Raw genomic sequence first — 25,062 nt, 5'->3', positions numbered from 1 at the left:
AATTGATCCTTGAGAGGCAATTGGCTCTAAGCCCCTTGTTTAATGGGAACTTCATATTTCCTATTGCCGCTAGATTACGGTTTACTCAGAAGTTTTGGCCCGCTCCACTGAATGCCGATCGCCCCTAGGGGGGCAGTTACAATTATACTCAAAACGGCGATCGCTAAAATGGTTTGTCCTGTTACTTCTGTCATTGAGGTCATTTTACCGTCATAAAATAAACTCAGGGGCACTGCACCAATGGCAGCTTGTACTGTTGCTTTGGGCCAATAGGCAATGATGCAAAAGAGCTTTTCTTTACGGTTCAAATGGGACTTGAGTAAGGAAAGCCATACCCCCACACTGCGAGCGAGTAAGCCCAAAAACAGAATCAACAAGCCAATCCCCAATACTTCCACACTGATTTGATTCAGGTCTACTTGTGTACCAATATAGACAAATAACAGGATTTCCGCTAACACCCACACTTTACCAAATTTAGCGGCTAGGCGATGGGCAAGAGTATCATATTTTTCCAGAATGATAAACCCGATCGCCATAATTCCTAATAAACCGGCGATCGGAATGAGGTTTTTCACCGCATCGACTTCGGTAAACTCATAAAAGAGCACCGCAATCATTGTAAATATAATTACTTTTTTGGTATCCCGGATATGATAGCGCTTAAAGAACCATACCAAGCCAAACCCAATCCCCGCCCCAATGGCTGCACCCACGAAAATTCCCAGGGGAACACTCACCAATACATGGGTTACATTTAACGATTCACCCGTCGCTAAACCAACAAAAACACCAAAAATAGTAATAGCAAATACATCATCCACCGATGCACCAGCTAATACTAAAGTCGGCACTTCTTTGTGTTTTCCCCAACCCGCATCCTTAAGTTCGAGCATGGATGGCACAACCACGGCTGGGGAAACGGCTGCTACAATAAACCCCAGCATTCCCCCTTCAATCCAGGTTAAATGTAAGAGAAAATGGGATAGCAGTAAAATCACGCTGCCCTCAATAATTCCGGGAATACAACTGAGGCGAATGGCTGGCCCACCAATGGTATTTAAGGTAGCGCGATTAATGCCCAAACCAGCACGAATCAAAATCACAATTAACGCGACTGTTTTGAATTCTTTCAAGAGCGCTAAAACAGGATCGCTTACCCAATCGAGAAAACTGGGGCCAATGATTAATCCAGTAGTGACTAATCCCAATAATCCCGGCATTTTGATCTGTATAAACAGATAATAGAAGAGTAGCGATACCAGGATTATTAAGGCGAATTCAAGTAACATGAATGTCTGGGTAATGCGTAATGGGTTACCCGTCAGGGTATAACAAAAGTTGGCGATCGCCAATTAGCCCCATAGACCACAACACAATCGAGTTGTATCAATACCGTACTGGGTATAGATCGGTTTTAGCAATGACTCAGCATATTTCCTACGCTCGTACATATAGGCTCCTCGGTCAAGAGCAGAAAGGCCGGATGGTATTTTTTCGTCCATCAGCATCAAGCTTACCGAAATTGCATCATGGGTTCTAGCACACTCTGCGGCAGCTTGAAACACACAGGTCAGACTAGGAGCTTGAACATCGGGAACGAGGGGCGTGAATTCTCGTTTCTCCTTATCCCAACCGTCATAGCAGTAAATTTTTGAAGATTGTGAATTGCTAACCGCTGGCTCAACGACATAATAGGGAACATCCCCAAACAGAATGGGCATTTGGGATGCCCCTTTTTCGGCAACCCAGACGAGTCCAGTATCCAGAGGTACAGAATAGACAGAGTTACACCACTCTCCTAACATAATTGATTGATTGTGCCACTCATAGAAATCATAGATCTCTTCAGAAAGTGGGAAGTTCATCTCTTCGGCATACAGGTCAATCATTTCGCGCTCTAAACCGGGTTCAAGACCAGAGAAGGGACGCTTGTGATATCGAAGAGTCGTAGCGTGGTAAGAATTGCTGGTTTCAATCCAGTGTGAGAGTTCATGTAGGGCTTCACTCAGTGGTGATTGTGGCATATTCTCTATCTTCTTTGCTCATGATCAAGTTGGCGATCGCTAAATCTTACGAGATCGCCAACTGGAAGGAGAACTAATGTAACCTTTAGTTCTCGATATTAAGCATGACCCAAGGCTTTAGAGGCCGAAACCCCCGCTTGTCGCAGTTGCCGCGAATATTGGGTGCTAACTAAACCGACAACTGCCCATTGGGTTAACACGGAGACCATGACGGTCACGGCTGATGCATGGTTGAGGGCTTCCCAGGGAAAGATGGTAAACATCCACACAAGGGGTATGTTGTGAGGTTCGGCAGACAGAACCAGGAACAGCAGCGGAGGTAAAGTAATAGACCCAGCGATCGCTGCGGTTGCCCAAATCCCGCTTTTCTTGGATTTCATCATCATCATCAGTTGGGCAACACTGGCATAAACGAGCAGGACAGAAAAGCTCAATAACAGGTTGAAGATCCCATGGATAACATTGCCCTCATCTCCGGGCCACATTAAAATCCAGGGTAGGATGATCAATTGAGCTTGGAGTAGATTTAAGGCGATCGCTAATAGAGCTGGACTTTTATCTCCAGATATCAGGTCTTGAAATAGTCCTTGATGGCGCGTTTCCGACATATGGCGATACCGGGCCCAATCGACACAAACCTGTCTTTGGGGAGACAAAGCAGCCATTAATCCGGCAAAGAAAATCAGGTTGAAAATCAGCAAACAATAGAGATTTTCAAACTCATATCCATGGGGAGCTAAACCCAGAGTAAAGACGCTGAAGCATCCGGTTAACCAAAAGGACTGTTTTTTGCTGATTAAAGTCTTATTGGGATTGCGGAAACAGCGATCGATTACGAGCCAATTCCAGGTTGTCCATACCCCGCAAGTCACCACCATGGCTATACTTAAGGTCACCACGGTCTGACCAATAGGCAGAATAAACCAATGCCAGTCCATCGAATGATCCAGCAAATCGATTAAATTGTAATGAAAGAGCCAAATATGAGGCAACCATTTTTTCTCAATTAGATAGGGAATTAAGCTAGAAGGCGAAACCAGTTTCAGGACATCAATGGGCGCATCTTCGACGCGCATCAGGAACGTGAAAAACAGAAATGCCGTAACCAAAGCACCGCCTAACCAAGCTTGGAAGCCACCCATCCAATGACTGACCAAACCGAAGAGAATGGAACCACTGAAAAAGAAGGCACTACAAGCCAATAGCACTCCATAATAGAGGGCGAGTAACCCTAGGGGCATATGCAGATTAATTGCTGCCCACAGATGGAGGGGAAAAGCCAGGAAGCAGCCAAAATAGAGTAAGCTGGGCGCTCCGAGCAGTTTACCCATCAAAATTTGTTGGGTAGATTGGGGACTCAGGCGAATGAAATTGAGGGTTCCCTTGCGCTCTTCTCGGTCAAGGTCGCTAATAATTAAATAGGTTCCGCCGACTAAGAAGGCAAATACACCCACCACAGTTAACCAGACAAAAACATCCGACCACCACAGTTGCCAGTTAATTTCTAGGTTGCCGAATTGATCCGTCAAGCAACGTAACTGGTTGTAGTAGTACTTCTCATTGCCTTCGGTACAATAGCGATGAAATTCCCTATGGCGATTGGGTAATTCATTAAGGAAGCCAAATAGCACCAAGATTTGGGTAAATAAAGACATACCACCGGCAACTATGATGTTCCGAGTCTTAAACCGGCCTTTAAGTTCTCGAAATAATTGGGGGTTGATCTCCCCAATTGCATTCATTAAATCTAGTCTCATCGTCATATATCCTTTATAGGGGGCACAAGGTTAGATCTTGGGGGATAGGGAGATAGGGGGATAGGGGGAAATATTACCCACTGCCGACTCCCTTCTTACAGATGTTCATCCTTAGATTAAGATGCTTGTTTATGACCCAGTTTCAGGAAGATGGTTTCTAAGTCTTCCTGAGTGGCGTAAAACTCAGTTACCAGTAAATTCGCGCTCACGAGCGATCGCAATAACTCGGCGCTCTCTTCTGGGGTTCCGTTAAAGTTGACCCGTAAATGACCGGATGAGAGAGTTTCCCATCCATCCACTTGGGAAAATTGTTTAAGTTCTGTAATCAGTGCATCTTGAGATCCCAGGGTTGCGATCGAGATTTGTTGACGACTTAGTCGTTGATACAAATCCTTTAGAGTTGTACTTTCCACTAGGTAGCCCAATTCCATGATTCCCACAGACGTGCAGAGTTCTGCCAAGTCACTGAGGACATGGGAAGAAATTAAAACCGTCATTCCCGCTTCTTGGAGAACTTTAATAATTTCCCGAAACTGCATCCGCGCAATGGGGTCTAATCCCGAAACCGGTTCATCAAGCAATAAAACAATGGGTTCATGGATAATGGTTCGGGCTAGGGAAAGTCGCTGTTTCATCCCCCGCGAGAGGGTGGAAATCTGACTATTACGTTTATTGCCCAGTTGTACCAGTTCTAGCACATCATAGAGGCGTTGCCGACGGCGCGGGTCTTTGAGTTGATATAAGCGGGCAAAATAGTCTAAATAATCCCAAACTGTGAGATCGTCATAAACCGGGAAATCGTCCGGTAGATAACCAATACGCCGTTTTAGGCTGGGGTTAGAATGGTCTCTGAGGAGGCGATCGCCATTAATATAAATCTCACCTGTTGTTGGCTCTTCAGCCGCTGCCAACATACGAATTAAGGTCGTTTTCCCTGCACCGTTGGGGCCAATCAAACCATAGACTTCACCGCGTCCAACTTCTAAATCTAAGTCGTTGACTGCAATATGACGATCAAATTGCTTGGTTAGTCCAGAGGTACGGATTGCCAGTTCTTTTCCCATAATCCCTAATTTAAAGCTTAAGTATCAGCCTAGCCTGTAGGACTGGGATTTGGCAGTATTGTTTCCAGAAGTGTAACCGGTCCACTGAGTGAACAGTTTTATCTAAGTTAAGGTTAACGACCTAGGGGTTGATGGGCGATCGACATCACATCGGTGAATCACCCGACCCTGTAAAGCCTGATGCAACCAAGGTGTATTGGCTGCGAGGGATTTCAGAGTCGTGTTATCTGGAGTCCAAGACACTTGAGGATCGAATACAATTAACTCTGCGGGTTGCCCCACATCGAAACTTGGTGGCGTTTGATGTAAGCATAAAGCTGGATGGGTACTTAAGCTGCGCCATAATTGCACGGCTGAGAGTTCTCCCGTTTCTACTAATCCTTGCCAGAGTAGGGGTAGAGCTAATTCTAAGCCGATCGCCCCTGCCGGAGCCGTTTCAAAGCCGACTGTTTTTTCTTCATAAGTATAGGGCGTATGGTCAATGGCGATCGCATCGATTGCACCTTGGCTCACCCCCCCAATCAAGGCTTCTCGATCTTCAGGATTGCCCAAAGGAGCCATTAAGCGGAAACTTGGATCATAGGGAATCAAGTTATACATAAAATCTGCTCGCTGTCCAGATGGACGGCGATCGCCATGATGATGGGAGGAAATGGACTCCGTATCCAATAATAAATGCATCCAACTGGTACTTGCAGTGACCGGAAGTCCACTCTCCTTTGCCTCTTGAATCAACTGTACAGACCGTGCAGTAGACACTCGCATGACATGGACATGGGTTTGGGTTTGGGCAACCAATTCTAGAAGTGCCGCCAATGCTGCGGTTTCGGCAGCGGCGGGAATTCCGGGTAAGCCTAACTGGGTAGACATCAGGCCTTCGCGCATTACCCCATTGGTGGCTAAATCTACTGCCAACGGCCAGATGGCTACCGGTTTTCCTAACGGCCCGGCATATTCTAATAATCGTCGTAAGAGGAGTAAATTGGCGATCGCTAGGCCATCACTAAACCCCACCACACCCACACTGGCTAACTCCGCCAACTCATTCATTTGTTGCCCTTTTGCTCCTTGGGTAAGCGCCCCCCAAAAGGAGAGTTGTACCCCCAGAGACTGAGGCGCTTTTCCTGTCAGCAGAGATACAGTTGCTGGGTTATCGATGGGTGGGTTAGTCGTTGGCAATACACCCACCCGAATAAATCCCCCGGCTCTAGCTGCACAGACTAAAGACTCCAGAGTTTCCCGCTCTTCAAACCCCGGTTCCCCACTTTGACTATATAGATCCACCAATCCCGGTGCGACGATCAGTCCCCGGCCATCATGCACTTCAGTTTCTGGGGGATAGCGATCGATGGACGCACCTATGGCTTTAAGTTTGCCATGATCTAACCATACATCTTGAATCTGGTCAGTTTGGGCGATGGGATCGATCGCCCGCACTTGTTTAAGCAGCGTACTCATCAGAAAAATTGGGTCGGAAACCCCGCCCTGGAAGGGCGGCTTGACTAAACATAGGCTACCACAATTACATCTTAGGTACTACAATGTGAAAAACCCTTTGACTCGCACATGGAAAGAGCATTTAAGCTTCGATTTTACCCAACTTCTTTCGAGATATGATTTTGGCATCATCACGCCGCTCTAACCTCTCTCAACACATTGATTTTCCGGTTGTCCTCTGGTCGGGTCAACCCAGTCCCCGCAATTTTCCAGCGAATGTTTATCCCTTTCGCGCCAATAGTCATTTTCTCTATTTTGCTGGTCTCTCCATTCCCCGCGCAGCGATTCGTTTAGATCGGGGCAAGCTAGAATTATTTGTGGACGATCCTGCCCCGGGTTCGGTATTATGGCATGGCCCGGAACCGACTGCGGCTCAATGGGCAGAACAAATGGGTGCTGATGCCTATTATCCCTTAGCTGCTTTAGCTGAGAGAGCCGAAGATGCCGCAACGCTACCAGTGCAAGATTGGGCAACTCGCCAGCAACAAATGCAGTGCTTGGGTCGTTCTGTATCTCCTCTGGAGGGTCAAGATTTAGAGTTAGCTAAGGCAGTGGTTGAGTTGCGTCTGTGCCATGACGAACTGGCTTTATCAGAAATTCGGCAAGTAGTTTCGGTGAGTGTGGAAGCGCACTTAACCGGGATGAAGGGGACAGCCAAGGCTAGTACGGAGGCTCAGGTGCGATCGCTCATTGAAAGCGTATTTATTGCCCATGAAATGACTCCAGCCTATTCAAGTATTGTCACGGTTCATGGAGAAATTCTACATCACGATCGCTCTGCTCATCCCTTAACTCCTGGAGATTTATTGCTCGTGGATGCAGGAGCCGAAACTCTGGGGGGATGGGCATCTGATATTACCCGCACTTGGCCGGTGAATGGGCAATTTTCCCCCACTCAACGGGCAATTTATGAGGTCGTTTTAGCTGCCCACGATCGCTGTATTGCTCAAGTCAAACCCGGTCAAGAATATGAGGAAATCCACTTAGAGGGAGCCTTGGCCATGGCAGAAGGATTAGTGGATTTAGGCATTTTAATTGGCAATCCAGAAACCTTAGTAGAACAGGATGCCCATGCCCTCTTTTTTCCCCATGGAATTGGTCATTTATTGGGTTTAGATGTCCATGATATGGAAGATTTGGGTGATTTAGCGGGTTATACTCAAGGACGCAAAAGGAGCGATCGCTTTGGCTTGCAGTTTTTGCGATTAAATCGTCCTCTCCAACCAGGAATGGTCATTACCATTGAACCCGGATTTTATCAAGTCCCAGCGATTTTAGATAATCCCCAATTCCGCCATCAATATGATAAACTTGTTCAATGGGAAAAGCTTGCTCAGTTTAAAGATGTACGCGGGATTCGCATTGAAGACGATGTATTAGTTACAGACCAAGGGGCAGAGATATTAACAGCACAATTACCAACGACTCCAGACCAGATTGAACAAGTGATGATTAACTAGCCATAGGCTTATTTGCCTGCACCAAAGGTTCCAATTGTTTATCAATGCGGCGAATATGATTCACAAACCAATCGAGTAAATTGCGTTGCACTTGATCTGCAACGAGATCGAAATTTCGATTCATTTCAATATCACTCTTAATCTGGGTCAACATCTGCACAAAACTCTGATGGGCATTTTTATTGTCACAAGCTACAGGACACTGATAATTATTCATACAACCTTCTTCATACTGAAAATGAACGGCTACATAGCCATCGAGCATTTTCAAAATACTTTTAATTTCTCGGTTCGATTTTTTCGTCTTCAAGCCTTCTAGCAATCGATCCATTTCATCTAGCAACTGTTGATGTTGAATATCTAATAAGGGAATTCCAATTTCGAGAGAATCTGTCCAAGTTCGTGGCATAATCCACCTCTTTAGGCTTAAATAGGAAAAGAATTCAAACCGATTCTAACATGACTCACAGGACTGAAAGTTGATCAGATAATAAAGATTTCTCTAAAGTCCTGATATAGGGTATAGGAAACAACATTTGTTTTGGACTAATACCGTAATTACTCCGGATTAGTCTAGGGTGCAGTAGAAAAAAATCAATAACCCGAAGAAACAACAAAACAGAATTTCTATGACTTCTATTTCTTCCTGGTTTGCTGAAAGCACACCGGCCAAAATTTCTCGTAAACGGCTCCCTCAAACCCTAGTAATCGTTCTGATTTTTACTAGTATGTTCACAGCGTATACTTGGAAATTAGCCGAACTGCAAATTATTCGGGGGAAAGAAAATCGAGAACGAGCAGATAGTAATCGCATTCGCCAAATGCCCGTCCCCTCAGACCGGGGTAATATTTTCGATCGCCAGGGAAAAATTGTAGTCTCCAATCGTCTCTCTCGGTCGGTTTATCTTTGGCCCAAAGAGCGATCGCCAGAAGAATGGGAAATTCAAGCGCAACAGTTAGCAACCGTTCTTAATATCTCCCCAAAAGAAATAATCGATCAACTCGCAGCCGATCATTATCAATCTCGCCTACCAATTCGCATTTACCGCAATTTGAGCTTAGAAGAATTTACGGCTCTCTCCGAATTCAATCTGGTTGGGGTAGAAATTCGTTCAGAATCGAATCGTCTCTATCCCCATGGAACCTTAGCCAGCCATGTGATCGGTTATGTAGGAGAAGCCACCCATGAAGAACTCGACGCTAACCCAGATTATCCGATGGGGATGATTGTGGGCCAAATGGGGGTAGAACGGCTAGCCAATGAGCAACTCAAAGGTCAATGGGGTGGCCGGTTGGTAGAGGTGAATGCTAAGGGGGAAGAGTTACGAGAATTGGGCTTATATGAATCTCGGTCTGGGGATTCAGTGCAGTTAACCTTAGATCTAGACTTGCAAAAGGCCGCTGAACAGGCTTTAAGAAACCGTCGGGGTGGAGTAGTAGCATTGGATGTTAAAACAGGTGGAGTATTGGCCATGGCTAGTGGCCCGACGTTTGACCCACAAATTTTTACCCGTCGGGTGACTCCTGAGGATTGGGAAGAGTTACAAGGAGAAGATCAACCCTTTTTGAATCGCGCTCTACAGGGTTATCCTCCAGGAAGTACATTTAAGATTGTGACCGCAGCCGCAGGGATGGAGTCGGGGAAGTTTAGTCCCTATTCGATGTTAATGACTTCTGCTTATATTACAGTGGGCGGAATTCAATTCCATGAACATAGCGGTGGGTATGGGGTGATTGGGTTTCGGGATGCCCTCGCTTACAGTAGTAATACCTTTTTCTATAAGGTGGGTATGGAAGCCGGGGTCAAGGCGATCGCCGAATGGGCCGAAAAGATGGGCATTGGCAAAACCACCGACTTAAGTCTCTTGGGGTTAGAGGGAGGACGGAATGGTTCTGTGCCGACTCCCGAACAAAAGCAAGACCTCTATGGTGAGCCTTGGTATCCCGGAGACACGGTGAGTATGTCTATTGGTCAGGGTTTGGTTTTAGCGTCGCCCTTAGAGTTAGCCGTAATGATCGGTAGTATTGCCAATGGGGGAATGCGGGTCAAACCCCATCTATTGGCTTCGCAAACCAATACCCAGACCATGCAACCAGAACCGACGGGATTATCTCCAGACACCATCGCGGCCATTCGCGAGGGTTTAGTGGCTGTGGTGCAAAAGGGGACGGGACGAGGGATGAATGATGGTTCGATTCCTTTGACGGCTGGAAAAACAGGGACTTCGGAGGTGTTGGGACAACAGTCCCATGCGGTGTATGTCGGATATGGCCCCGTCAGCGATCCCCAAGTGGCGATCGCCGTAGTAGTGGAAAATGGCGGTTATGGTGGTAAAACCGCTCTACCGGTGGCTCAAGCGATTTTTCAGGCTTATTTCCGCCAGTAGAGCAGGAGAAATTGTTAACCTAGAGAAGATATCCTTTGAGTCACGAAAGATGAGTAGTCAGGAAGGAAAGGCGATCGTTAATGAATTCAAAACCCAGATATTTATTTTGGGTGGGTTTGTCACCCTTTTCTGGGTAGTCGAGATTGTAGATCTGCTCTTTTATAGCGGAGGGCTAGATCAATACGGCATTTTGCCGCGCAATATTATCGGTTTGCGAGGTATTCTCTGGTCTCCGTTCTTGCATGGTAATCTTCCCCATTTAATCGCCAATACAGCTCCCTTTTTAATGTTGGGATGGTTGGTGATGTTGCAAGAAACCAGCGATTTCTTTTGGGTAACAGCCATTACCATGTTAGTGGCTGGTAGTGGAGTTTGGCTATTTGGGTCCCCAGCGTTTCATATTGGCGCAAGTAGTTTAATTTTTGGCTATTTGGGGTTTTTACTCTTTCGCGGCTTGTTTGAACGCAATTTTTCCTCAATCTTTCTTTCCCTAGTCGTAGGTTTTTTCTATGGCGGTCTCATTTGGGGCGTGCTTCCCGGACAACCTGGGATTTCCTGGGAAGGTCACTTGTTTGGACTCATTGGAGGTGTGCTAGCTGCTCGCTTTTTAGCCAAGCGTAAACACAGCACTTCGCATGGTAATAGGTAATGGTCGATCTGAGCATCCCCCCTATTCCCTATCTTCTCTAAGATAGTCCCGAAATCCGTCTGCTCTCAACGGTTTGCTGAAGTAATAGCCTTGACCGTAGTCACAACCTAAGCGTTGTAAAAACGCCTGCTGTTCGGCCGTTTCGATCCCTTCGGCGATCGATTTCAAGCCCAGTCCATGGGCCATTGCCAGAATGGTTGTCACTAGAGATACGGCTTCAGGGTCTTCAGGAATTTCCCGAATAAAAGAGCGGTCAATTTTTAAAACTTGGAACGGATAGCGCTTGAGACTACTCAAAGAAGAATATCCTGTTCCAAAATCGTCAATAGCTAATCGAATCTGATGATCGTGTAATTGGTTGATTAATTCTTTGGCATGGGGAATATCTTCCATCAGCAGCCGTTCTGTAATTTCTAATTCTAAGCAATCCGTACTAATTTGATGACGCTCGATAGTGGCTAAAATCTGCTTGATAAAATTAGATTCCCGGAATTGACGTGGGGATAAATTAACGGCCACCCAAAGGTGAGAAGGGCGTAATCCTTGCCATTTGACTACTTCTGCACAGGCTTGATCCAAAGCCCAATCACCTAAGTCTACAATTAATCCAGTTTCTTCGGCAATGGGAATAAATTGATCTGGACTCACTTGACCGAGTTCTGGGTTTGACCATCGCATCAAGGCTTCTGCTCCCACGACTAATCCAGATGTGAGTTCAATAAAAGGTTGATAGACCATATATAATTCATTCTGGGAAATCGCATGGTGCAGATGTTTTTGTACCAGAGTGCGTGTTTGTACTTGCTGATTAATTTGAGGCGTAAAAAAACGAAAAGTATTTCGTCCTTCATTTTTGGCTTCATACATAGCAGAATCAGCATGTTTCATCAGCATCGTACCATTGAGTCCATCATCGGGATATAGGGTAATGCCAATGCTAACGGAAATAAAAATTTCTTCTCCTTGAACATCAAAGGGAGTCTTAAAGGCATGTAAGATGTTATGGGCGATATTTTCGGGATCATACAGAGATGCAAGATTAGGGAGAAGAATTAAGAATTCATCACCACCTAATCGAGCTAAGGTATGACTTTTCTGGATACACAGCAGTAATCTTTGTGCTACTTCTTGAAGTAAACGATCGCCGAGTTCATGACCTAAGCTTTCATTGATTTGCTTAAAATGATCGAGATCCAAAAGCAATATAGCAACCTTATTTTCTTTCTGCTCTGCTTGAGTAATGGCCTGTTGTAGGCGATCGCGAACTAAGATGCGATTGGGTAAAGCTGTTAAGGTATCATAATTAGCATGATATTCTAACAGGGCTTCATTTTGCTTGCGTTGGGTAATATCTTCTTTGACTGCAACAAAATGGGTGATTTTCCCTTCAAGATTTTTAATAGGAGAAATTGAAGCATGTTCCCAAAACACATGACCATTCTTGCGTCTATTCTTAAATTCTCCATACCATTCTTGTCCTGATGCGATCGTCTCCCACATAATTTTATACTCTTGATCGCTAGTATGACCAGATTTCAAAACTCTTGGATTTTTACCTTGCACTTCTGCGGCAGTATAGCCGGTAATTTTTTCAAATTTTGGATTGACATATTCAATGTTTCCTTGAGCATCTGTAATGACGATAGAAGCGGGACTTTGTTCGGAAGCTTGATAGAGAATTTGTAATTTTTCTTGAGCTTGTTTGAGCCTGGTAATATCAATCAATGAAACCAGGTGTGCCATTTCCTCTTCCCAAGGTATCTCTACTGCTTTCACTTGTAGAATTACAGGAACTTGTCCCGATTTTTCTAGCAAAATTTCTGTGGTTTTTCCCGATGTATCTACAACCAGATAAGTGCCTAATAAATCTTCTTTCTTCTGGTTGAGTAAATCTTCAGCTACCGGATTTGCGAAAACGATTTTACCGTTTTGGTTTAAGATAACTAATCCATGAATATGGGTGGTAATAATATTTTTGATTCGTTGTTCACTTTGACGGAGTTGTCGATCCGCTTGATAGCGATCGCTAATATCTGTGTAAACGGCGATTATCCCACTGAATTTACCACTGACATCCAACATGCGATTAAGTTTAACCTCAAACCATCGTTTGCCTCTCTGAGTCAATAATTCAGTTTCATAACGCTGCTCCAACTGATCGGTGCCCATAAAATTTAGCACCTGTTCATTGAGCCAAGGGAGTTCTAGTTGAATCGGGTCTAGACTATAATAAAGAGAGCCAGGAACAGTTAAGTCAGTAAAGGTACGAGCAGCCGCTGAATTTAAGTTAACAATTTGGTTTTTCCGATCGAGCAGAAATACGGGATCGCTGAGACTTTCAAATAAGGTTAAATATTTATTTTTAATATTTGCCAGATTACGATTTTCTTCTTGTAACTCTACGATAGATTTATTGGTATTCTGACTTATCCATTCTCCACAAATCCCTAGTTCAATCCGATCAAAAAAACGATGGATAAATAACCGATATTTCTGATATTGTTCAGGTTGAAACTCTCCGATTTCAATTAAGTCGAGATAGGATTGTCGATAATATTTAAATAATCCCAGAAATAATTCTATGGTAATTCCCCGACTGCGATGACGTTGCGCTTCGACTATGCCAAACCCACTACTGATATCTGGCATTTTCGGGAGATGGGGACTTAATTCTTGAATCCCAAAATTTTCGGCGATCGCCTGAATCAGAGGTGTGGATAGGCCACAAATCGAGACTCGCCAAGCTTCAGCTAAGGTTGAGGTATAGGCAGCATAACCTTGTTGCTTGGCATAGTGTAATATTTGATGCATCAACCACGCTTCATGACTGGCAATCAAATCAGATAGGGGTTGAAAAGGATTCTCAGAAGAGCTATACCAGTTTGCATTATTCATAGGTTATTGAAGAGAGGCTAATCTTCTCTAGCATCTACTCCATTAGTTCATGGAGGAATCTAGAGTCTTTAACCTCCAAATGACCACTTCTTGAACTATTGTAAATCTAGTCCAGTGATAACGAGTTGCTTATGTTTCACTTTGTTACAGTCAACCCATATAGACTATAGCAGGAGCCAGAAATCCCTTTTCTCAGAAGAAAGATCGCCCAACCCTATCGATCTCTTACACTAATTCAATCTGACAATCGTCTCCAATCATAAACCGTAGAGCTGTTGGACGACGAGGGGCAACATTTAAGCGAGCGCGTCTACCTACCACACTATCCACAATGCGTTGTGGGATATTTTCTAAGGTTGCTTCTCCTAAAATCACGCTGTGTTCAATATCGACTTCTGTTAAGGTTGTGCTATTAGCAATACTACTATAGGGGCCAATGAATGTATTTTCGATATGACAATTCTCCCCAATAGCAACAGGGCCACGAATAGTGCTATTAATTACTGTTGTCCCTTTGCCAATTTTCACACGACCAATCACTTGACTTTGAGGATCGATCGTTCCTTTAACCTCTGATTCTAAGCGGGTATCGAGAATAATGCGATTGGCTTCCAAAAGATCGTCTTTTTTCCCAGTATCTAACCACCATCCTTCGATCTGACGCGCTTCTACTTGTGTTTTGCGATCGATTAAGACTTGAATGGCATCCGTAATTTCGAGTTCACCCCGTGGCGACGGTTGGATACTGGCGATCGCCTCATGAATCGCCTCAGAAAAGAAGTAAATCCCCACCAGCGCTAGATTTGAGGGTGGGTCTTTCGGTTTTTCCACTAGCTTTAAGACTCTTCCGCGATCATCTACTTGGGCGACTCCAAAGGCACTGGGATTAGAGACGGTACGCAGTAAAATCAGCCCATCTAAGCTGTTTTCTTTAAATTGGGTCAAAAATTGGGTTAAATCACTTTCAATGATGTTATCGCCCAAATACATAACGAATGGGTCGTTTCCTAGAAAGGGCTGCGCCACCTTTACGGCATGGGCCAGACCGGCAGGTTTCTCCTGCAAAATATAGGTTATTTTTGCACCAAACTGTTCCCCATTCCCCGTGGTTGCTTTCACCTCTTCTCCAGTTTCGGGACTAATAATAATGCCAATATCAGTTATCCCTGCGGCCACAATGCCTTGAATGCCATACCATAAAATGGGTTGATTGGCAACCGGAACCAATTGTTTCGCACCCGTATAAGTAATGGGACGTAAGCGAGTGCCTTTACCACCAGATAAAATTAATCCTTTCATAATTTAATTATTCAATAGTTTTTAGAAGTGTAGGGGCGAACGGCCGTTTCGCTTCGCGACATGAACGCCCCTACAAGAAATTGTATGCGTTCAATTCAGCTAAGAATTCATCTACCGTTCCCAGTTTAAAATTCCCCGTTCTATATTCTGATCTTGCTTCAGCAACCTCTTTAAGTAATTGCGATCGCTTCTGCTCGGCTAAACGCTTATTGAGAATATCAAGGAGAATTTCTTGATCCTCCAAAGAAAAGCTTTCTATTTCCTCAATCGCTTGTTGAAAAGTGGTCACCGAGCGGAGTCGAGGTGCAGATGTTTTCGGATCTTCACTCATGAAATCACCCCTAATTGACTAACTTTTGGGCATATTCGGCTAACATCTTCCGTAAACTTTGTCGCCAATGGGGGGCAGGTGTTCCCAGGAGATCGGAGAGTTTTTGACCCGACAGAACGGAGTAAGCGGGACGTTTTGCGGGAGTAGGATATTGGTCAGTGGTAATGGGAAGCACTTGTTTAATTTTCAGGGGAATTCCCAACTGTTGGGCTTCTTCAAAAATGGCGATCGCAAAATCATACCAACTGGTCACGCCCGCATTTGTGTAATGATAAATACCTGCTGTTTCCGAGTTCAGCTTGGGAATCAATTGGGCGATCGCTCCGGCTAAATCCACTGTCCAGGTTGGCGAACCCACTTGATCGTACACCACGCGCAGTTCTTCCCGCTCTTTACCCAGGCGCAACATGGTTTTGACAAAGTTACCTGTCATCCCGTTTCCATACACCCACGCAGTTCTGAGGATGGCAAAGGTTGCGCCACTCTCTTGCACCACCTGTTCGCCCCGCAACTTGGAGCGCCCATAGGAACTCAGAGGGTTAGTCCGATCGGTTTCCCAATAGGGTTGATTTTTACCCCCATCAAACACATAATCCGTGGAAATATGGATTAACTGAGTCCCGGAAGCGGCTGCTAAACGGGCTAATTTTCCTGGTACTTCTCCATTCACTTGCATGGCCAAATCGGCATCCTCTTCGGCTTTATCCACTGCGGTGTAGGCGGCTCCATGCACCACAATATCCGGCTGCAAATCTTGCCAAAAGGATTCCACCTGGTCAAACTCCGTTAAATCGAGTTCATTGCGATCGATTCCCCTCACCTCTCCCAAGGGTTTCAACAAGGTGACCAACTCTTGGCCCAACTGCCCTTGGGCCCCAGTTACCAAAATTCGGGTCATGAATACACCTCAGCATCTGACAATAGCTTACCTGCCCGATCCTTAGCCGATAAGGTAGGCTCTAAGCCTTCAATTTGCCAATCAATGGCGATAGTCGGATCGTTCCACAAAATCGATCGCTCGTGCTGGGGAGCATAATAACCACTGGCTTTATACAGTACCTCTGCTATTTCTGACAGCACAACAAACCCATGGGCAAATCCAGGCGGAATCCATAACTGGCGATGATTTTGGGCAGTTAACAAACAACTGACCCACTGGCCAAAATGGGGGCTGCTTTTGCGGATATCCACGGCCACATCTAAAATTTCGCCGATCGCAGCACGGACGAGTTTACCTTGGGCTTGTTGAATTTGGTAATGCAGGCCCCTTAATACTCCCTTCACGGAGCGAGAATGGTTATCTTGGACAAACTCCACAGATTGACCGGTGATTTCAGCAAAGCGTTTGTGATTATAGCTTTCAAAAAAGAATCCGCGATCGTCTCCAAAAACTTTGGGTTCTAGGATCAGAACATCCGGAATTTTTGTTGGAATACACTGCATAAGGTGATTAGAGAGGCAATAGGAAATCGGCAATAGGGAAGCAAGAGGTAATCAGTTATTTTATTCCTGTTTACCTCCTCATCTTGGGGATTTAACGAACAGTTTCTAAGCTGCGGATTTTGGTGTCAAACTTATCGGTTAACAGACTTAAAATAGTCCGTTTGCGGACTTTAATATTGGCACTAATATCCATCCCGGCTTGCAAATCGAGTTGCTTATCATTAACCGTGAAATACTGTTTATCCAATTGAATGGTTGCCGGGAATGCATAGAATGGGCGCACTTGAGTCGGCTCTAGGGCATCTGAGCCAATCCAAGTCAGAGTTCCTTTAATGGTGCCAAACTCAGAAGAGGGGAAAGAGGAGACATCTAACTCCACTTGCATCCCTTCATTCACAAAGCCAATATCCTTGTTTGGGATATAAACTTCAGCAATCAAGGCATCATTAGGCACAATCGATAATAGGCGCTCTGTGGCTTGAGCAACATGTCCCGTACCCGCTTGTAAATCAAATACCACTCCACTGACGGGCGCTCGGAGTTCTTGATAACCCAGAGCCTGTTGAGCTTTGATCAGTTCTCCTTCGACTTCAGCTAACCGTTTTTTGCTCTCAATTTTAGCGCGCGCCAGTTGGGAATCGATCTCGGCAATCCGGCGTTGGTTATCGGCCACCCTAGTTAAAATATCCTTAGCAGAAATGGCGATCGCATTGGATACGGCTTCTTGAGATTGGGCTTTTTCCACCCGCAACCGTTGTTCCTCAAGCTCGAGTTGTTCAATTTCCCCTTCTCTAGCGAGCAACTCGTCCTGATAGCGTAGCACTTCCTGTTCTTGGCGATCGTATTGGAGTTGGGACAGGGCCCCTTCTTCAACTAAGGGCCGAATGCGGCCTAGGGTTTTCTCATTAATCGCTAGGGTTTCTTCGGTTTTTTGAATTCGATTGGAGATGGCACTGACTTGGCGTTGGGTGCGGTTAATCTGTTTGTCCAACTCAGCAATTTCCAACCGAGCTGCTTCTACCCTCGATTGATACTCAGCCCGCGAAGCACTTAGGAGTCGGTCTTGGTTACTATTAAAGGCGCTACTGACCGCTTGATTTGGGTTATAGCCATCGAGTTGAGCATTAAAGTATTCGTTTTCTGCCAACAGGGTTTGGCGCAAACTGGCCAAAGAGGCTAACTCAGGAGGACCACTTTGGATATTTCCACCTGAAAGAATGCGATCGTAAATCTCTATTTCTTCTTTGAGAGTAATTTCTTGCTTGGTCAGCGATTCAATATCTGCTTGGGGAGCGGTAGGGTCAAAGGTAATTAACAGTTCTCCTTCTTGTACCACATCCCCATCTTCGATCAAGATTTCCCGCACCATGCCACTGGTGGGGGATTTCACTTCATTGACCGATCCTTCGGGTTCGAGTTGTCCTTGGGCAGGAACGGCCTGTTCTATTTCGGCGATCGCCGCCCAAGCAATTCCCGACGACGTAATCAACAGGAGCAGCCACACCAGGACTTGAGACCAAATCACCGGCCGCTCCAGCAATATCGGTTGTTCGATATAGGTTTCTGTGTATCTCGGTTGCGTTTTCATTTGAGTAATGAGTAATTAGGGAATAGGGAATAGGGAATAGGGAATGGGTTCTCCTCCATCTCCGTGTCACCGTGTCACCGCGTCACCGCGTCTACAACTGGGAGTCCTGTTGCTCAAACAGACAGTAATACCGTCCTTTGAGAGCCATCAGTTCAGCATGGGTTCCCTGTTCAACAACGGAACCTTGATCCATCATAATAATTACATCTGCATTCCGCACCGTCGTTAAGCGGTGCGTAATAAAGAAGACTGTTTCTCCTTTGAACGTTTGGGCCAGATTTTGGCACACTTGCCGCTCACTATCATAGTCTAGGGCAGAGGTGGCTTCGTCAAGAATCAGCAGGCGAGGTCTTTGAAGGACCGTACGGGCGATCGCGATCCGTTGCCTCTGTCCCCCCGATAAATTCGCCCCCCGCTCGCCCACAACCGTGTTATAACCTTGGGGCAAAGACATAATAAACTCGTGAGCTACCGCCACTTTCGCTGCTTCGATAATTTCCTGCTCCGTAGCATCGGGGTTCGCCAAAGCAATATTTTCTTGCACCGAACCATTAAACAACAGCGTATCTTGGAGAACCACCCCAATTTGCCGACGCAGGGAGTACAGTTCCACCTTACTCACATCTAACTGGTCTACCAAGATACGGCCAGAACCGGGTTCATATAACCGTTGCAGCAGCTTCATCAGCGTGGATTTACCGGAACCACTTTGGCCGACAATTCCCACAAACTGTCCTTGGGGAAAGTCTAAATTCACATTCATCAATTGCCAGGTATTCGCGCTGGCAAACCGGAAGGACACATCTTCATACTTCACATGGCCATGAATAGGAGGCATGGAAATATTGGAACGGTTCGCTTCATCGGCTTCTGGATTGGCATCAAGAACATCAGAGAGTCGTTCAATCGATAGTCCAGTTTCCTGGAAGCTTTGCCACAGTTGAATCAGGCGCAATAGAGGAGAGGTGGTATACCCGGCAATAATCCGAAACGCGATTAACTGTCCTAGGGTAAAGGGGTTATCAGTCGAGGCAGTGGTTAGGACCATTTGCGCCCCAAACCAGAGAATCAATAGCCCAGAGAGTTTATTCAGAAATCCACTAATGGAACCAGCCGTACTAAAGGTGAGAACGGAGCGAAACCCCGATTTAATATATTTGGCGTACCGTTCTTGCCATTGCCAGCGGGATTTTAGCTCAATATTCTGGGCTTTTACCGTTTGAATCCCAGATAGCACTTCCACCAGATAGGATTGCACGTCAGCGTAGCGTTCGGCTTTGTGGCGCAGTTGGCGGCGGACAATGGGCGAAGCAACGATGGTTACCAGGGCAAACAGGGGAACAGTAGCCAGAGCAACGAGGGAGAGCTGCCAGCTATAGACGAACATCACCGCAATGTAGACGACGGAGAAGACGGCATCGAGAACAACGGTGAGGGCTGTTCCGGTAAGAAACTGACGGATATTTTCTAATTCGTTAATCCGGCCAGCCAGTTCCCCAACCCGTCGGCGGTCAAAGTATTCTAGGGGTAGCCTGAGCAAGTGGGCAATGACTTCTGAGCCGAGTCCCAGGTCAATACGGTTGGTGGTATCGACAAAGAGATAGGTTCTCAGCAGGGTGAGAATGGCTTCAAAGATCGCTACTCCCAGAAGGAACAGCCCTAAAATATCCAGGGTCTCGATACTGCGTTGCACCAGTACTTTATCGATAATCACCTGGGTGATCAGGGGGTTCGCCAGACCAAAAAGCTGAACAAAGAATGAGGCGATGAAAACTTGTAGCAGGATACCCCGATATTTAATCAGGGCAGGAACAAACCAACTGAGGCCAAATTTTTCCCGTTGTCTGTCTGGGGGGGACTGGAGCAGCAGCACTTGTCCTTGAACTACTCCCCATTCTTCGGCAAAGTCGGCAACTCGCCTGCGGGTAATGCCTTTTTCGGGCACTGCCATGACCACTTCCCGTTCGTTGATCCGGTAGAGGATGGCGAAGCTTTGGCCCCAGGGAATCATGGCGGGGCCTTTGATACGGTTGATGGATGCGGCGGGCAGTTGTACCATTTGTGCCTGTAGTCCCATCATTTCGGCGATCGCCCCACAAACCGTTAAGGAGATTTGCCCAACACTTCGCAGTTGATTTTCTAGGACTTTGCGAATCACATCCCGACGGAAAGAGACTCTCATGAACTGGCTCAACATCTTAAAGCAGGCCATGGGGGCCTCAATTTCTCCTTTACCGCGCACAAAGGGGTAGGAGATGCGATCGTCATTGCCTTGTTCGAGTTCGGGGATCTTTTCTGGGGCGCGACTGATATCGAGTCCACTGTCTTCCTTTTCTAGGCGTTCCCTGATCGGAGTCGAAGGGAGGGCTTTCGGAGATAGGGGAGATGGGGAGATGGGAGAATGGGGGGGAGGTGAGGAGGGTGCGAGGATCTCTTGCGTCTCTTGGGTTTGTTGGAATCGTTCAACGCCGAGTAATCTGGCTCCCCATCTCCCTTTAATGGGCAGTCTTTGATTGGGCTGTTCAGCTAAGGTATCGAGGGGAATATTGGAGCCAGAGGTAAAGTCTCCTACGGTTCCACTACTCACGAGCCATAGGCGTGAGGGGTTTAGGGTGTTAATCAAATCCCTAACTTGCAGGTTGCCAGACGGGAGGTTAACGGCGGTGGTATTGGCGATCGCCTTAAACGTCAGTTCTTTTAAGTCGGCCGTGCCATCAGCTTGTCTTGCTAGTTCTGCACTGAGCAGTTCAAAGACTTCACTGATGGAGATTTGTTGACCAATAGCTTCTCGAAATTGCGGTTCTTGATCGATTAAGCGGAGAAAGTCTTGGGCATCTAAAGTAATACAAATAACTTCCGTGGAAGCGAGGGCTGTTTCACACCCACTCTGGCGCAACAAACTCGTCCATCCCATTACTTCTCCAGGTTCGGCACGTTTTAAGCTCACCGTGGTTTGTCGCCGTTGGTCATAGCCTAAAATTCGCACTTGACCTTGATAGAGGATTGAGACTTGAGCGGGGACTTTTTCCCGGATTAGAATTGGTTGCCCGATCGCATAGCGCAGCAGTTTACATCCAGAGGTCAGTTGCTCTAGAGTTCTGGGATTAAGCTGATCAAAGGGATGGACTTTAGCTAAAAATCCTTGGATTTGAGAAGGCGAGACAGCTTGAGTCATATCAATTAGAAATTAAAAATTAGAAATTAAAAATTGGGTTTCATCGGTTTTCTGGTTCGTCAGATGACCAGAGGGAGCGGATGGGCCCTAGTTTTTGGACTTCTTCTCGCATCCAGAGTTCAAATAATTCATCAATTAACTGTCGTCTCATCGCATCATCAAATTTGGCAGGAATGAATTTTTCCAATCGGACGATAACATACCATTCTCCTAAATTTCGGGGCGGCCAGAGTTGAGCTGGCTGGGAAATCGAGAGCAGTTTGGCCAGGATGGGGTGAGGAGTCGAGACGGAGACTGGCCCTAAAACTCCTCCCGTATGAGCTTCAGGCCCTTGGGAGTATTCGCGGGCTAGATTGGCAAAACTTTCTTCTTCTTCTTGAATCCGAAAGTAGATTTCTTGGGCTAATCCCAGGTCTTTGGTGCGAATCAGGGAATATACGACCTGATCGAGGTGAGTTTTACGACTGAGAAAGTAGGATTCAACTTTATTGCCCCAATTGGCTTGTTTAAATTTTTCGATCAGCAGGGGACGGATGGACACTTCTTGGAATTGTTCGGCACTCATGCCTTGATTTTCCAGCCAAGCCGCTTTGTCTTCTGGGGTGGTGAACTTCAGTTGACTATGGACGGATTTGAGGGCAGCTTCAATTTCTTCGGGGGTGCAAGAGAAATCGGCGATCGCCCGATCAATGACTAATCCGCGCACCACATGGGGCATTAATTGATAACGGGTGAGCAGTGTTAAAATTTCATTCGTTTGAATGACTCGGTTGCCGACTTGTAGAATTTCTACCATTGGTTCTCATCAATAAGCGATCGCAGTTAAATTAGATTTGGCCTGTTTCCTTATCCCCCCTCCTGTCTATGGGACAGTTTCCGCAAGCGGACATGAACAGGTTAATGGAATTGGGCGCTTCCCGTGAAGGGCAAAACCCTTTAGTTTTTTTTAATGATACAGACTTCCAAAATAGGATAGCATCCCGATCGCGATTCAGCGCGAATTTGGGCAGGGGATAGGGAGATGGACGAATGAGGATACGCGGTGACGCGCCGAGATTCCCTATTCCCCATCCCCCATTTTATCCCGACGCTCTAAACTCTCCTGTGCCTTTTTCTGGCAGGTGTGTAATACTGGATCGTCGGGTTGCATCCCTAAAGCGCGATCGCACACTTCAAGAGCTTCGCGATCGCGTCCTAAATTCAACAGGGAAATCGCCTTGTTTTTCCAAGCTGCATAAAAACTCGGTTCTAGATTCAGCGCCTGTTCAAAACTTGCCAAGGCTAACTCAAAGTTCTGCAACTGAAACTGAGCCATTCCTCGGTTATACCAGGTTTGCTCATCGTTAGGGTTAACCGTTATTGTGCGATCGTAGGCCGCGATCGCCTGTTCAAATTTCTGTAACTTAAATAATAGATCTCCTTTCATGGCCCAGGCGATAGCTGACTGAGTATTTAAACTTAGTGCCCGATCCACATAGGCGATCGCCCCCCGTAAATTTCCCTGTTGCTCCTGCTCCACACTTGACTTCATCAGCGCCCTCATTTTCAATTCCTGTAATACTTCCTCTGGTTTATTCGTCTCCATACCCATCTGTTGTGCCAACTGTTGCACCATCTGGGGTCGTAATTGCAACCAATGCAATACCCCTGACAAACTATTCAAAGAGGGTAACTCTAGACGGGGTTGAGGACGTTTCTGAGGCGGTTGAAGATTCTCTTTAGGCTTCTCTTGGGGTTCAGGAGGCTTAGGAATCGGAAGTTTCTTGATTGCTGGAGGCTCTAGCACCACCGGTTTTTCTTCTACTACCGGGGGTGACTCGTCTACCTGCGGTTCTTCGATGACTTCCGGTTCTGCTTCTCTGGGGCGCTCCAAAAGAGCCAAACCAATTTCACGGGAACATTGTCCCAAAGGTCTAGGATAAACGTTTGCTAACTTGACCATCCGTTGAGCTAACTCCAGATTAGGCGAACGAGACTCTAAAACCCGTTCACCAAAGCGCTCTAACCATGCCAACCATTCTTCTTCAGTTGTGCGCTCTTGCCATTGGCTAAAAAATTGATTGATTTCTTTGAGGCTCCATCCTTGGGTATTTACCCCTTCCAGAAGCTGATTAAACAGGAATTCATAGTGAGTATAACTGAGGGGCGGTCTTTGAGGGGAATCAGCACTAGCAGCCGAAGTCCTCCGTAGCTTCTTCGAGATCTGTTGCCACCATCGAGATAAACGAGCAATCAGACTCCGCCATACTTTCCGCCAATCTACCATATGAGGAATTTGTGTGAACGACGTGTAAGCGCACCCATGTCTGCTGGTGGGTTCGCGGTTTCAACTCTAGACCAAGCTTGTTTTTCAATACAATCGGAGCGGCGGGATTTGAACTCATTTCTCCCAACCAAGCTAATGCTATCACAATAGCTAAAAGCTTTGCCAAATCTGCCTTGTAGAACCTTGAAAAGGAAATAGGCAGAAAATAGGCAGATGTCTGACAATTACACTAAACAGGCATGGTCTTTGGTGAATGAGTATTTTCACTCTAACCAAATTGACCCATCCAAGTACGTTGACCACGAATTGGTGAGAGCTTACCTCAAAGCTTGCCAGAAGAGTACCCCCAAGGGCATCTCCATTAGCAAGCAGGGAAACCGGCTTTACCTCCGGTTTAAAACGGCTACCAAACCGGCTACAGCCAACAATAGTTGCAATGAGTCCTTTACTCGTGATGGTTGCGTTAACGCTCTGGCAAAAGCTTTGGCAATCTCTGACAAGCTCAAAGAGACTGAAACAGAATCCGAATTCTGGGAATGGTATGAAGTGGAAATCAAGGGAGCTGTATCCCTCGAAAACGACATCATTACCATTGGGGAAGCCATTGAGATTGTGAAGAACAATTACATCAATGGTTACGACAAGTGTGGTAGGGATAGGAGCAATGAAAAGTCTAGGACTAACACCTTGGCTAATTATCGTTCAACCTATGGCTCTTACCATGCTAGGCTCAATCCCAAGTTACGCCTAACTGGAGAGAATATCATCTCTGAAATTACCAGAGGTTGGTCAAATTTATTCACTACCTCCGGTAATCAAACTATTTGCTCTAAAGGCTTCAAGAATGCCTATACAGCAATCCTGAAACTGCTTAGAGACACTAAGCTGGAGACTGAATTAGCCAAGGTAACCCAGCATTTTGGTACTCTTAGAATAGTTAGAAAGAGGGAAAAACAAGCCATTGACCTTGAAGCGTTTTTAGATTTTAGGGCTAGAGTTCTCGGTCTTGATGGATATAAATTGTCAACCAAGCAATTCAAAGCTTTAGATAATCGAAAATCTTGGTTTAAGGCATTTTGCATCAACCTACTTTATGGTTTCCGATGTTCTGAATTCAAAGCCATTCGGAATCTTGATGAATCAGTCACTATTGATGGCGAATATTTCCCAGCATTATCTGACCCTGATAATGAATGGCACGAAATTGTCTTAGGTGATGGGTTT

Annotated in this window: 19 protein-coding genes; 4 read left to right on the top strand and 15 right to left on the bottom strand. The window is 45.9% G+C overall.

Features of this window, described 5'->3' with window-relative positions; genetic code table 11:
• Positions 1–74: 74 nt before the first annotated feature.
• From PN466_RS00450 to PN466_RS00430, 5 genes are all read right to left on the bottom strand, one after another.
• Positions 75–1,355, bottom strand: coding sequence for a cation:proton antiporter domain-containing protein (locus PN466_RS00450; protein ID WP_271936060.1), 1,281 nt, complete (start codon positions 1,353–1,355; stop codon positions 75–77).
• A complete protein-coding gene (locus PN466_RS00445; RefSeq protein ID WP_271936058.1) occupies positions 1,356–2,027 on the bottom strand; it encodes a hypothetical protein in 672 nt (223 codons plus the stop codon).
• A gap of 98 nt (positions 2,028–2,125) precedes the next feature.
• Entirely contained in the window at positions 2,126–3,790 is a 1,665-nt protein-coding gene (locus PN466_RS00440; protein ID WP_271936056.1) for an ABC transporter permease, read from the bottom strand.
• Positions 3,791–3,900: 110 nt separating this feature from the next.
• Positions 3,901–4,848 carry an ABC transporter ATP-binding protein gene (locus PN466_RS00435; protein WP_271936055.1) on the bottom strand — a complete coding sequence of 316 codons (948 nt, stop codon included), beginning with the start codon at positions 4,846–4,848 and terminating at the stop codon, positions 3,901–3,903.
• 102 nt (positions 4,849–4,950) lie between these two features.
• Positions 4,951–6,306: a dihydroorotase gene (locus PN466_RS00430; RefSeq protein ID WP_278002929.1), complete on the bottom strand. Its 1,356-nt coding sequence runs from the start codon at positions 6,304–6,306 to the stop codon at positions 4,951–4,953.
• A gap of 155 nt (positions 6,307–6,461) precedes the next feature.
• Between PN466_RS00430 and PN466_RS00425 the strand changes: the two genes are divergently transcribed.
• Entirely contained in the window at positions 6,462–7,805 is a 1,344-nt protein-coding gene (locus PN466_RS00425; RefSeq protein ID WP_271936054.1) for an aminopeptidase P family protein, read from the top strand.
• On the opposite strand, the gene PN466_RS00420 is transcribed toward PN466_RS00425, so the two are convergent.
• A complete protein-coding gene (locus PN466_RS00420) occupies positions 7,798–8,214 on the bottom strand; it encodes a bacteriohemerythrin (RefSeq protein WP_271936053.1) in 417 nt (138 codons plus the stop codon). The two genes, PN466_RS00425 and PN466_RS00420, sit on opposite strands and share 8 nt — an antisense overlap.
• A gap of 220 nt (positions 8,215–8,434) precedes the next feature.
• Between PN466_RS00420 and mrdA the strand changes: the two genes are divergently transcribed.
• Positions 8,435–10,192 (top strand): penicillin-binding protein 2, encoded by a 1,758-nt coding sequence (gene mrdA / locus PN466_RS00415; protein WP_271936052.1) that lies wholly within the window; start codon positions 8,435–8,437, stop codon positions 10,190–10,192.
• A gap of 49 nt (positions 10,193–10,241) precedes the next feature.
• Entirely contained in the window at positions 10,242–10,841 is a 600-nt protein-coding gene (locus tag PN466_RS00410; RefSeq protein WP_271936051.1) for a rhomboid family intramembrane serine protease, read from the top strand.
• Positions 10,842–10,862: 21 nt separating this feature from the next.
• Here PN466_RS00410 and PN466_RS00405 read toward each other — a convergent pair whose 3' ends face one another.
• The 9 genes from PN466_RS00405 to PN466_RS00365 form a co-directional block, all read right to left on the bottom strand.
• On the bottom strand, positions 10,863–13,736 hold the full coding sequence (locus PN466_RS00405; protein WP_271936050.1) for a sensor domain-containing protein: 2,874 nt from the start codon (positions 13,734–13,736) through the stop codon (positions 10,863–10,865).
• A gap of 225 nt (positions 13,737–13,961) precedes the next feature.
• Positions 13,962–15,035: a glucose-1-phosphate thymidylyltransferase gene (locus PN466_RS00400; protein ID WP_271936048.1), complete on the bottom strand. Its 1,074-nt coding sequence runs from the start codon at positions 15,033–15,035 to the stop codon at positions 13,962–13,964.
• A gap of 70 nt (positions 15,036–15,105) precedes the next feature.
• Positions 15,106–15,366: a hypothetical protein gene (locus tag PN466_RS00395; RefSeq protein WP_271936047.1), complete on the bottom strand. Its 261-nt coding sequence runs from the start codon at positions 15,364–15,366 to the stop codon at positions 15,106–15,108.
• A 10-nt stretch (positions 15,367–15,376) separates the two neighbouring features.
• Positions 15,377–16,264: a dTDP-4-dehydrorhamnose reductase gene (gene rfbD / locus PN466_RS00390; protein ID WP_271936045.1), complete on the bottom strand. Its 888-nt coding sequence runs from the start codon at positions 16,262–16,264 to the stop codon at positions 15,377–15,379.
• Positions 16,261–16,809, bottom strand: coding sequence for a dTDP-4-dehydrorhamnose 3,5-epimerase (rfbC, locus tag PN466_RS00385; RefSeq protein WP_271936044.1), 549 nt, complete (start codon positions 16,807–16,809; stop codon positions 16,261–16,263). Before rfbC ends, rfbD begins: the two co-directional genes overlap by 4 nt.
• Positions 16,810–16,900: 91 nt before the next feature.
• Positions 16,901–18,397: an HlyD family efflux transporter periplasmic adaptor subunit gene (locus PN466_RS00380; protein ID WP_271936043.1), complete on the bottom strand. Its 1,497-nt coding sequence runs from the start codon at positions 18,395–18,397 to the stop codon at positions 16,901–16,903.
• Between the two features lie 91 nt (positions 18,398–18,488).
• On the bottom strand, positions 18,489–21,572 hold the full coding sequence (locus PN466_RS00375; protein WP_271936042.1) for a peptidase domain-containing ABC transporter: 3,084 nt from the start codon (positions 21,570–21,572) through the stop codon (positions 18,489–18,491).
• A gap of 40 nt (positions 21,573–21,612) precedes the next feature.
• Positions 21,613–22,368 (bottom strand): peptidylprolyl isomerase, encoded by a 756-nt coding sequence (locus PN466_RS00370; protein ID WP_271936041.1) that lies wholly within the window; start codon positions 22,366–22,368, stop codon positions 21,613–21,615.
• Between the two features lie 264 nt (positions 22,369–22,632).
• Positions 22,633–23,838, bottom strand: coding sequence for a tetratricopeptide repeat protein (locus tag PN466_RS00365; RefSeq protein WP_271936040.1), 1,206 nt, complete (start codon positions 23,836–23,838; stop codon positions 22,633–22,635).
• Positions 23,839–24,051: 213 nt separating this feature from the next.
• Here PN466_RS00365 and PN466_RS00360 point away from each other — a divergent pair.
• On the top strand, positions 24,052–25,062 hold a 1,011-nt coding region (locus PN466_RS00360; RefSeq protein WP_271936039.1), incomplete at its 3' end, for a hypothetical protein.

This window comes from Roseofilum reptotaenium CS-1145, from assembly GCF_028330985.1.
GTDB lineage: Bacteria > Cyanobacteriota > Cyanobacteriia > Cyanobacteriales > Desertifilaceae > Roseofilum > Roseofilum reptotaenium.
Note: the sequence above shows the minus strand (reverse complement) of the source record. Positions and strands in the feature narration are given on the sequence as shown.

Coding starts and splice junctions, on each gene's coding strand:
- PN466_RS00445 (WP_271936058.1), bottom strand. CDS start 2,027: ATGCCACAATCACCACTGAGTGAAGCCCTACATGAACTCTCACACTGG.
- PN466_RS00440 (WP_271936056.1), bottom strand. CDS start 3,790: ATGACGATGAGACTAGATTTAATGAATGCAATTGGGGAGATCAACCCC.
- PN466_RS00435 (WP_271936055.1), bottom strand. CDS start 4,848: ATGGGAAAAGAACTGGCAATCCGTACCTCTGGACTAACCAAGCAATTT.
- PN466_RS00430 (WP_278002929.1), bottom strand. CDS start 6,306: ATGAGTACGCTGCTTAAACAAGTGCGGGCGATCGATCCCATCGCCCAA.
- PN466_RS00425 (WP_271936054.1), top strand. CDS start 6,462: ATGATTTTGGCATCATCACGCCGCTCTAACCTCTCTCAACACATTGAT.
- PN466_RS00420 (WP_271936053.1), bottom strand. CDS start 8,214: ATGCCACGAACTTGGACAGATTCTCTCGAAATTGGAATTCCCTTATTA.
- mrdA (WP_271936052.1), top strand. CDS start 8,435: ATGACTTCTATTTCTTCCTGGTTTGCTGAAAGCACACCGGCCAAAATT.
- PN466_RS00410 (WP_271936051.1), top strand. CDS start 10,242: ATGAGTAGTCAGGAAGGAAAGGCGATCGTTAATGAATTCAAAACCCAG.
- PN466_RS00405 (WP_271936050.1), bottom strand. CDS start 13,736: ATGAATAATGCAAACTGGTATAGCTCTTCTGAGAATCCTTTTCAACCC.
- PN466_RS00400 (WP_271936048.1), bottom strand. CDS start 15,035: ATGAAAGGATTAATTTTATCTGGTGGTAAAGGCACTCGCTTACGTCCC.
- PN466_RS00395 (WP_271936047.1), bottom strand. CDS start 15,366: ATGAGTGAAGATCCGAAAACATCTGCACCTCGACTCCGCTCGGTGACC.
- rfbD (WP_271936045.1), bottom strand. CDS start 16,264: ATGACCCGAATTTTGGTAACTGGGGCCCAAGGGCAGTTGGGCCAAGAG.
- rfbC (WP_271936044.1), bottom strand. CDS start 16,809: ATGCAGTGTATTCCAACAAAAATTCCGGATGTTCTGATCCTAGAACCC.
- PN466_RS00380 (WP_271936043.1), bottom strand. CDS start 18,397: ATGAAAACGCAACCGAGATACACAGAAACCTATATCGAACAACCGATA.
- PN466_RS00375 (WP_271936042.1), bottom strand. CDS start 21,572: ATGACTCAAGCTGTCTCGCCTTCTCAAATCCAAGGATTTTTAGCTAAA.
- PN466_RS00370 (WP_271936041.1), bottom strand. CDS start 22,368: ATGGTAGAAATTCTACAAGTCGGCAACCGAGTCATTCAAACGAATGAA.
- PN466_RS00365 (WP_271936040.1), bottom strand. CDS start 23,838: ATGGTAGATTGGCGGAAAGTATGGCGGAGTCTGATTGCTCGTTTATCT.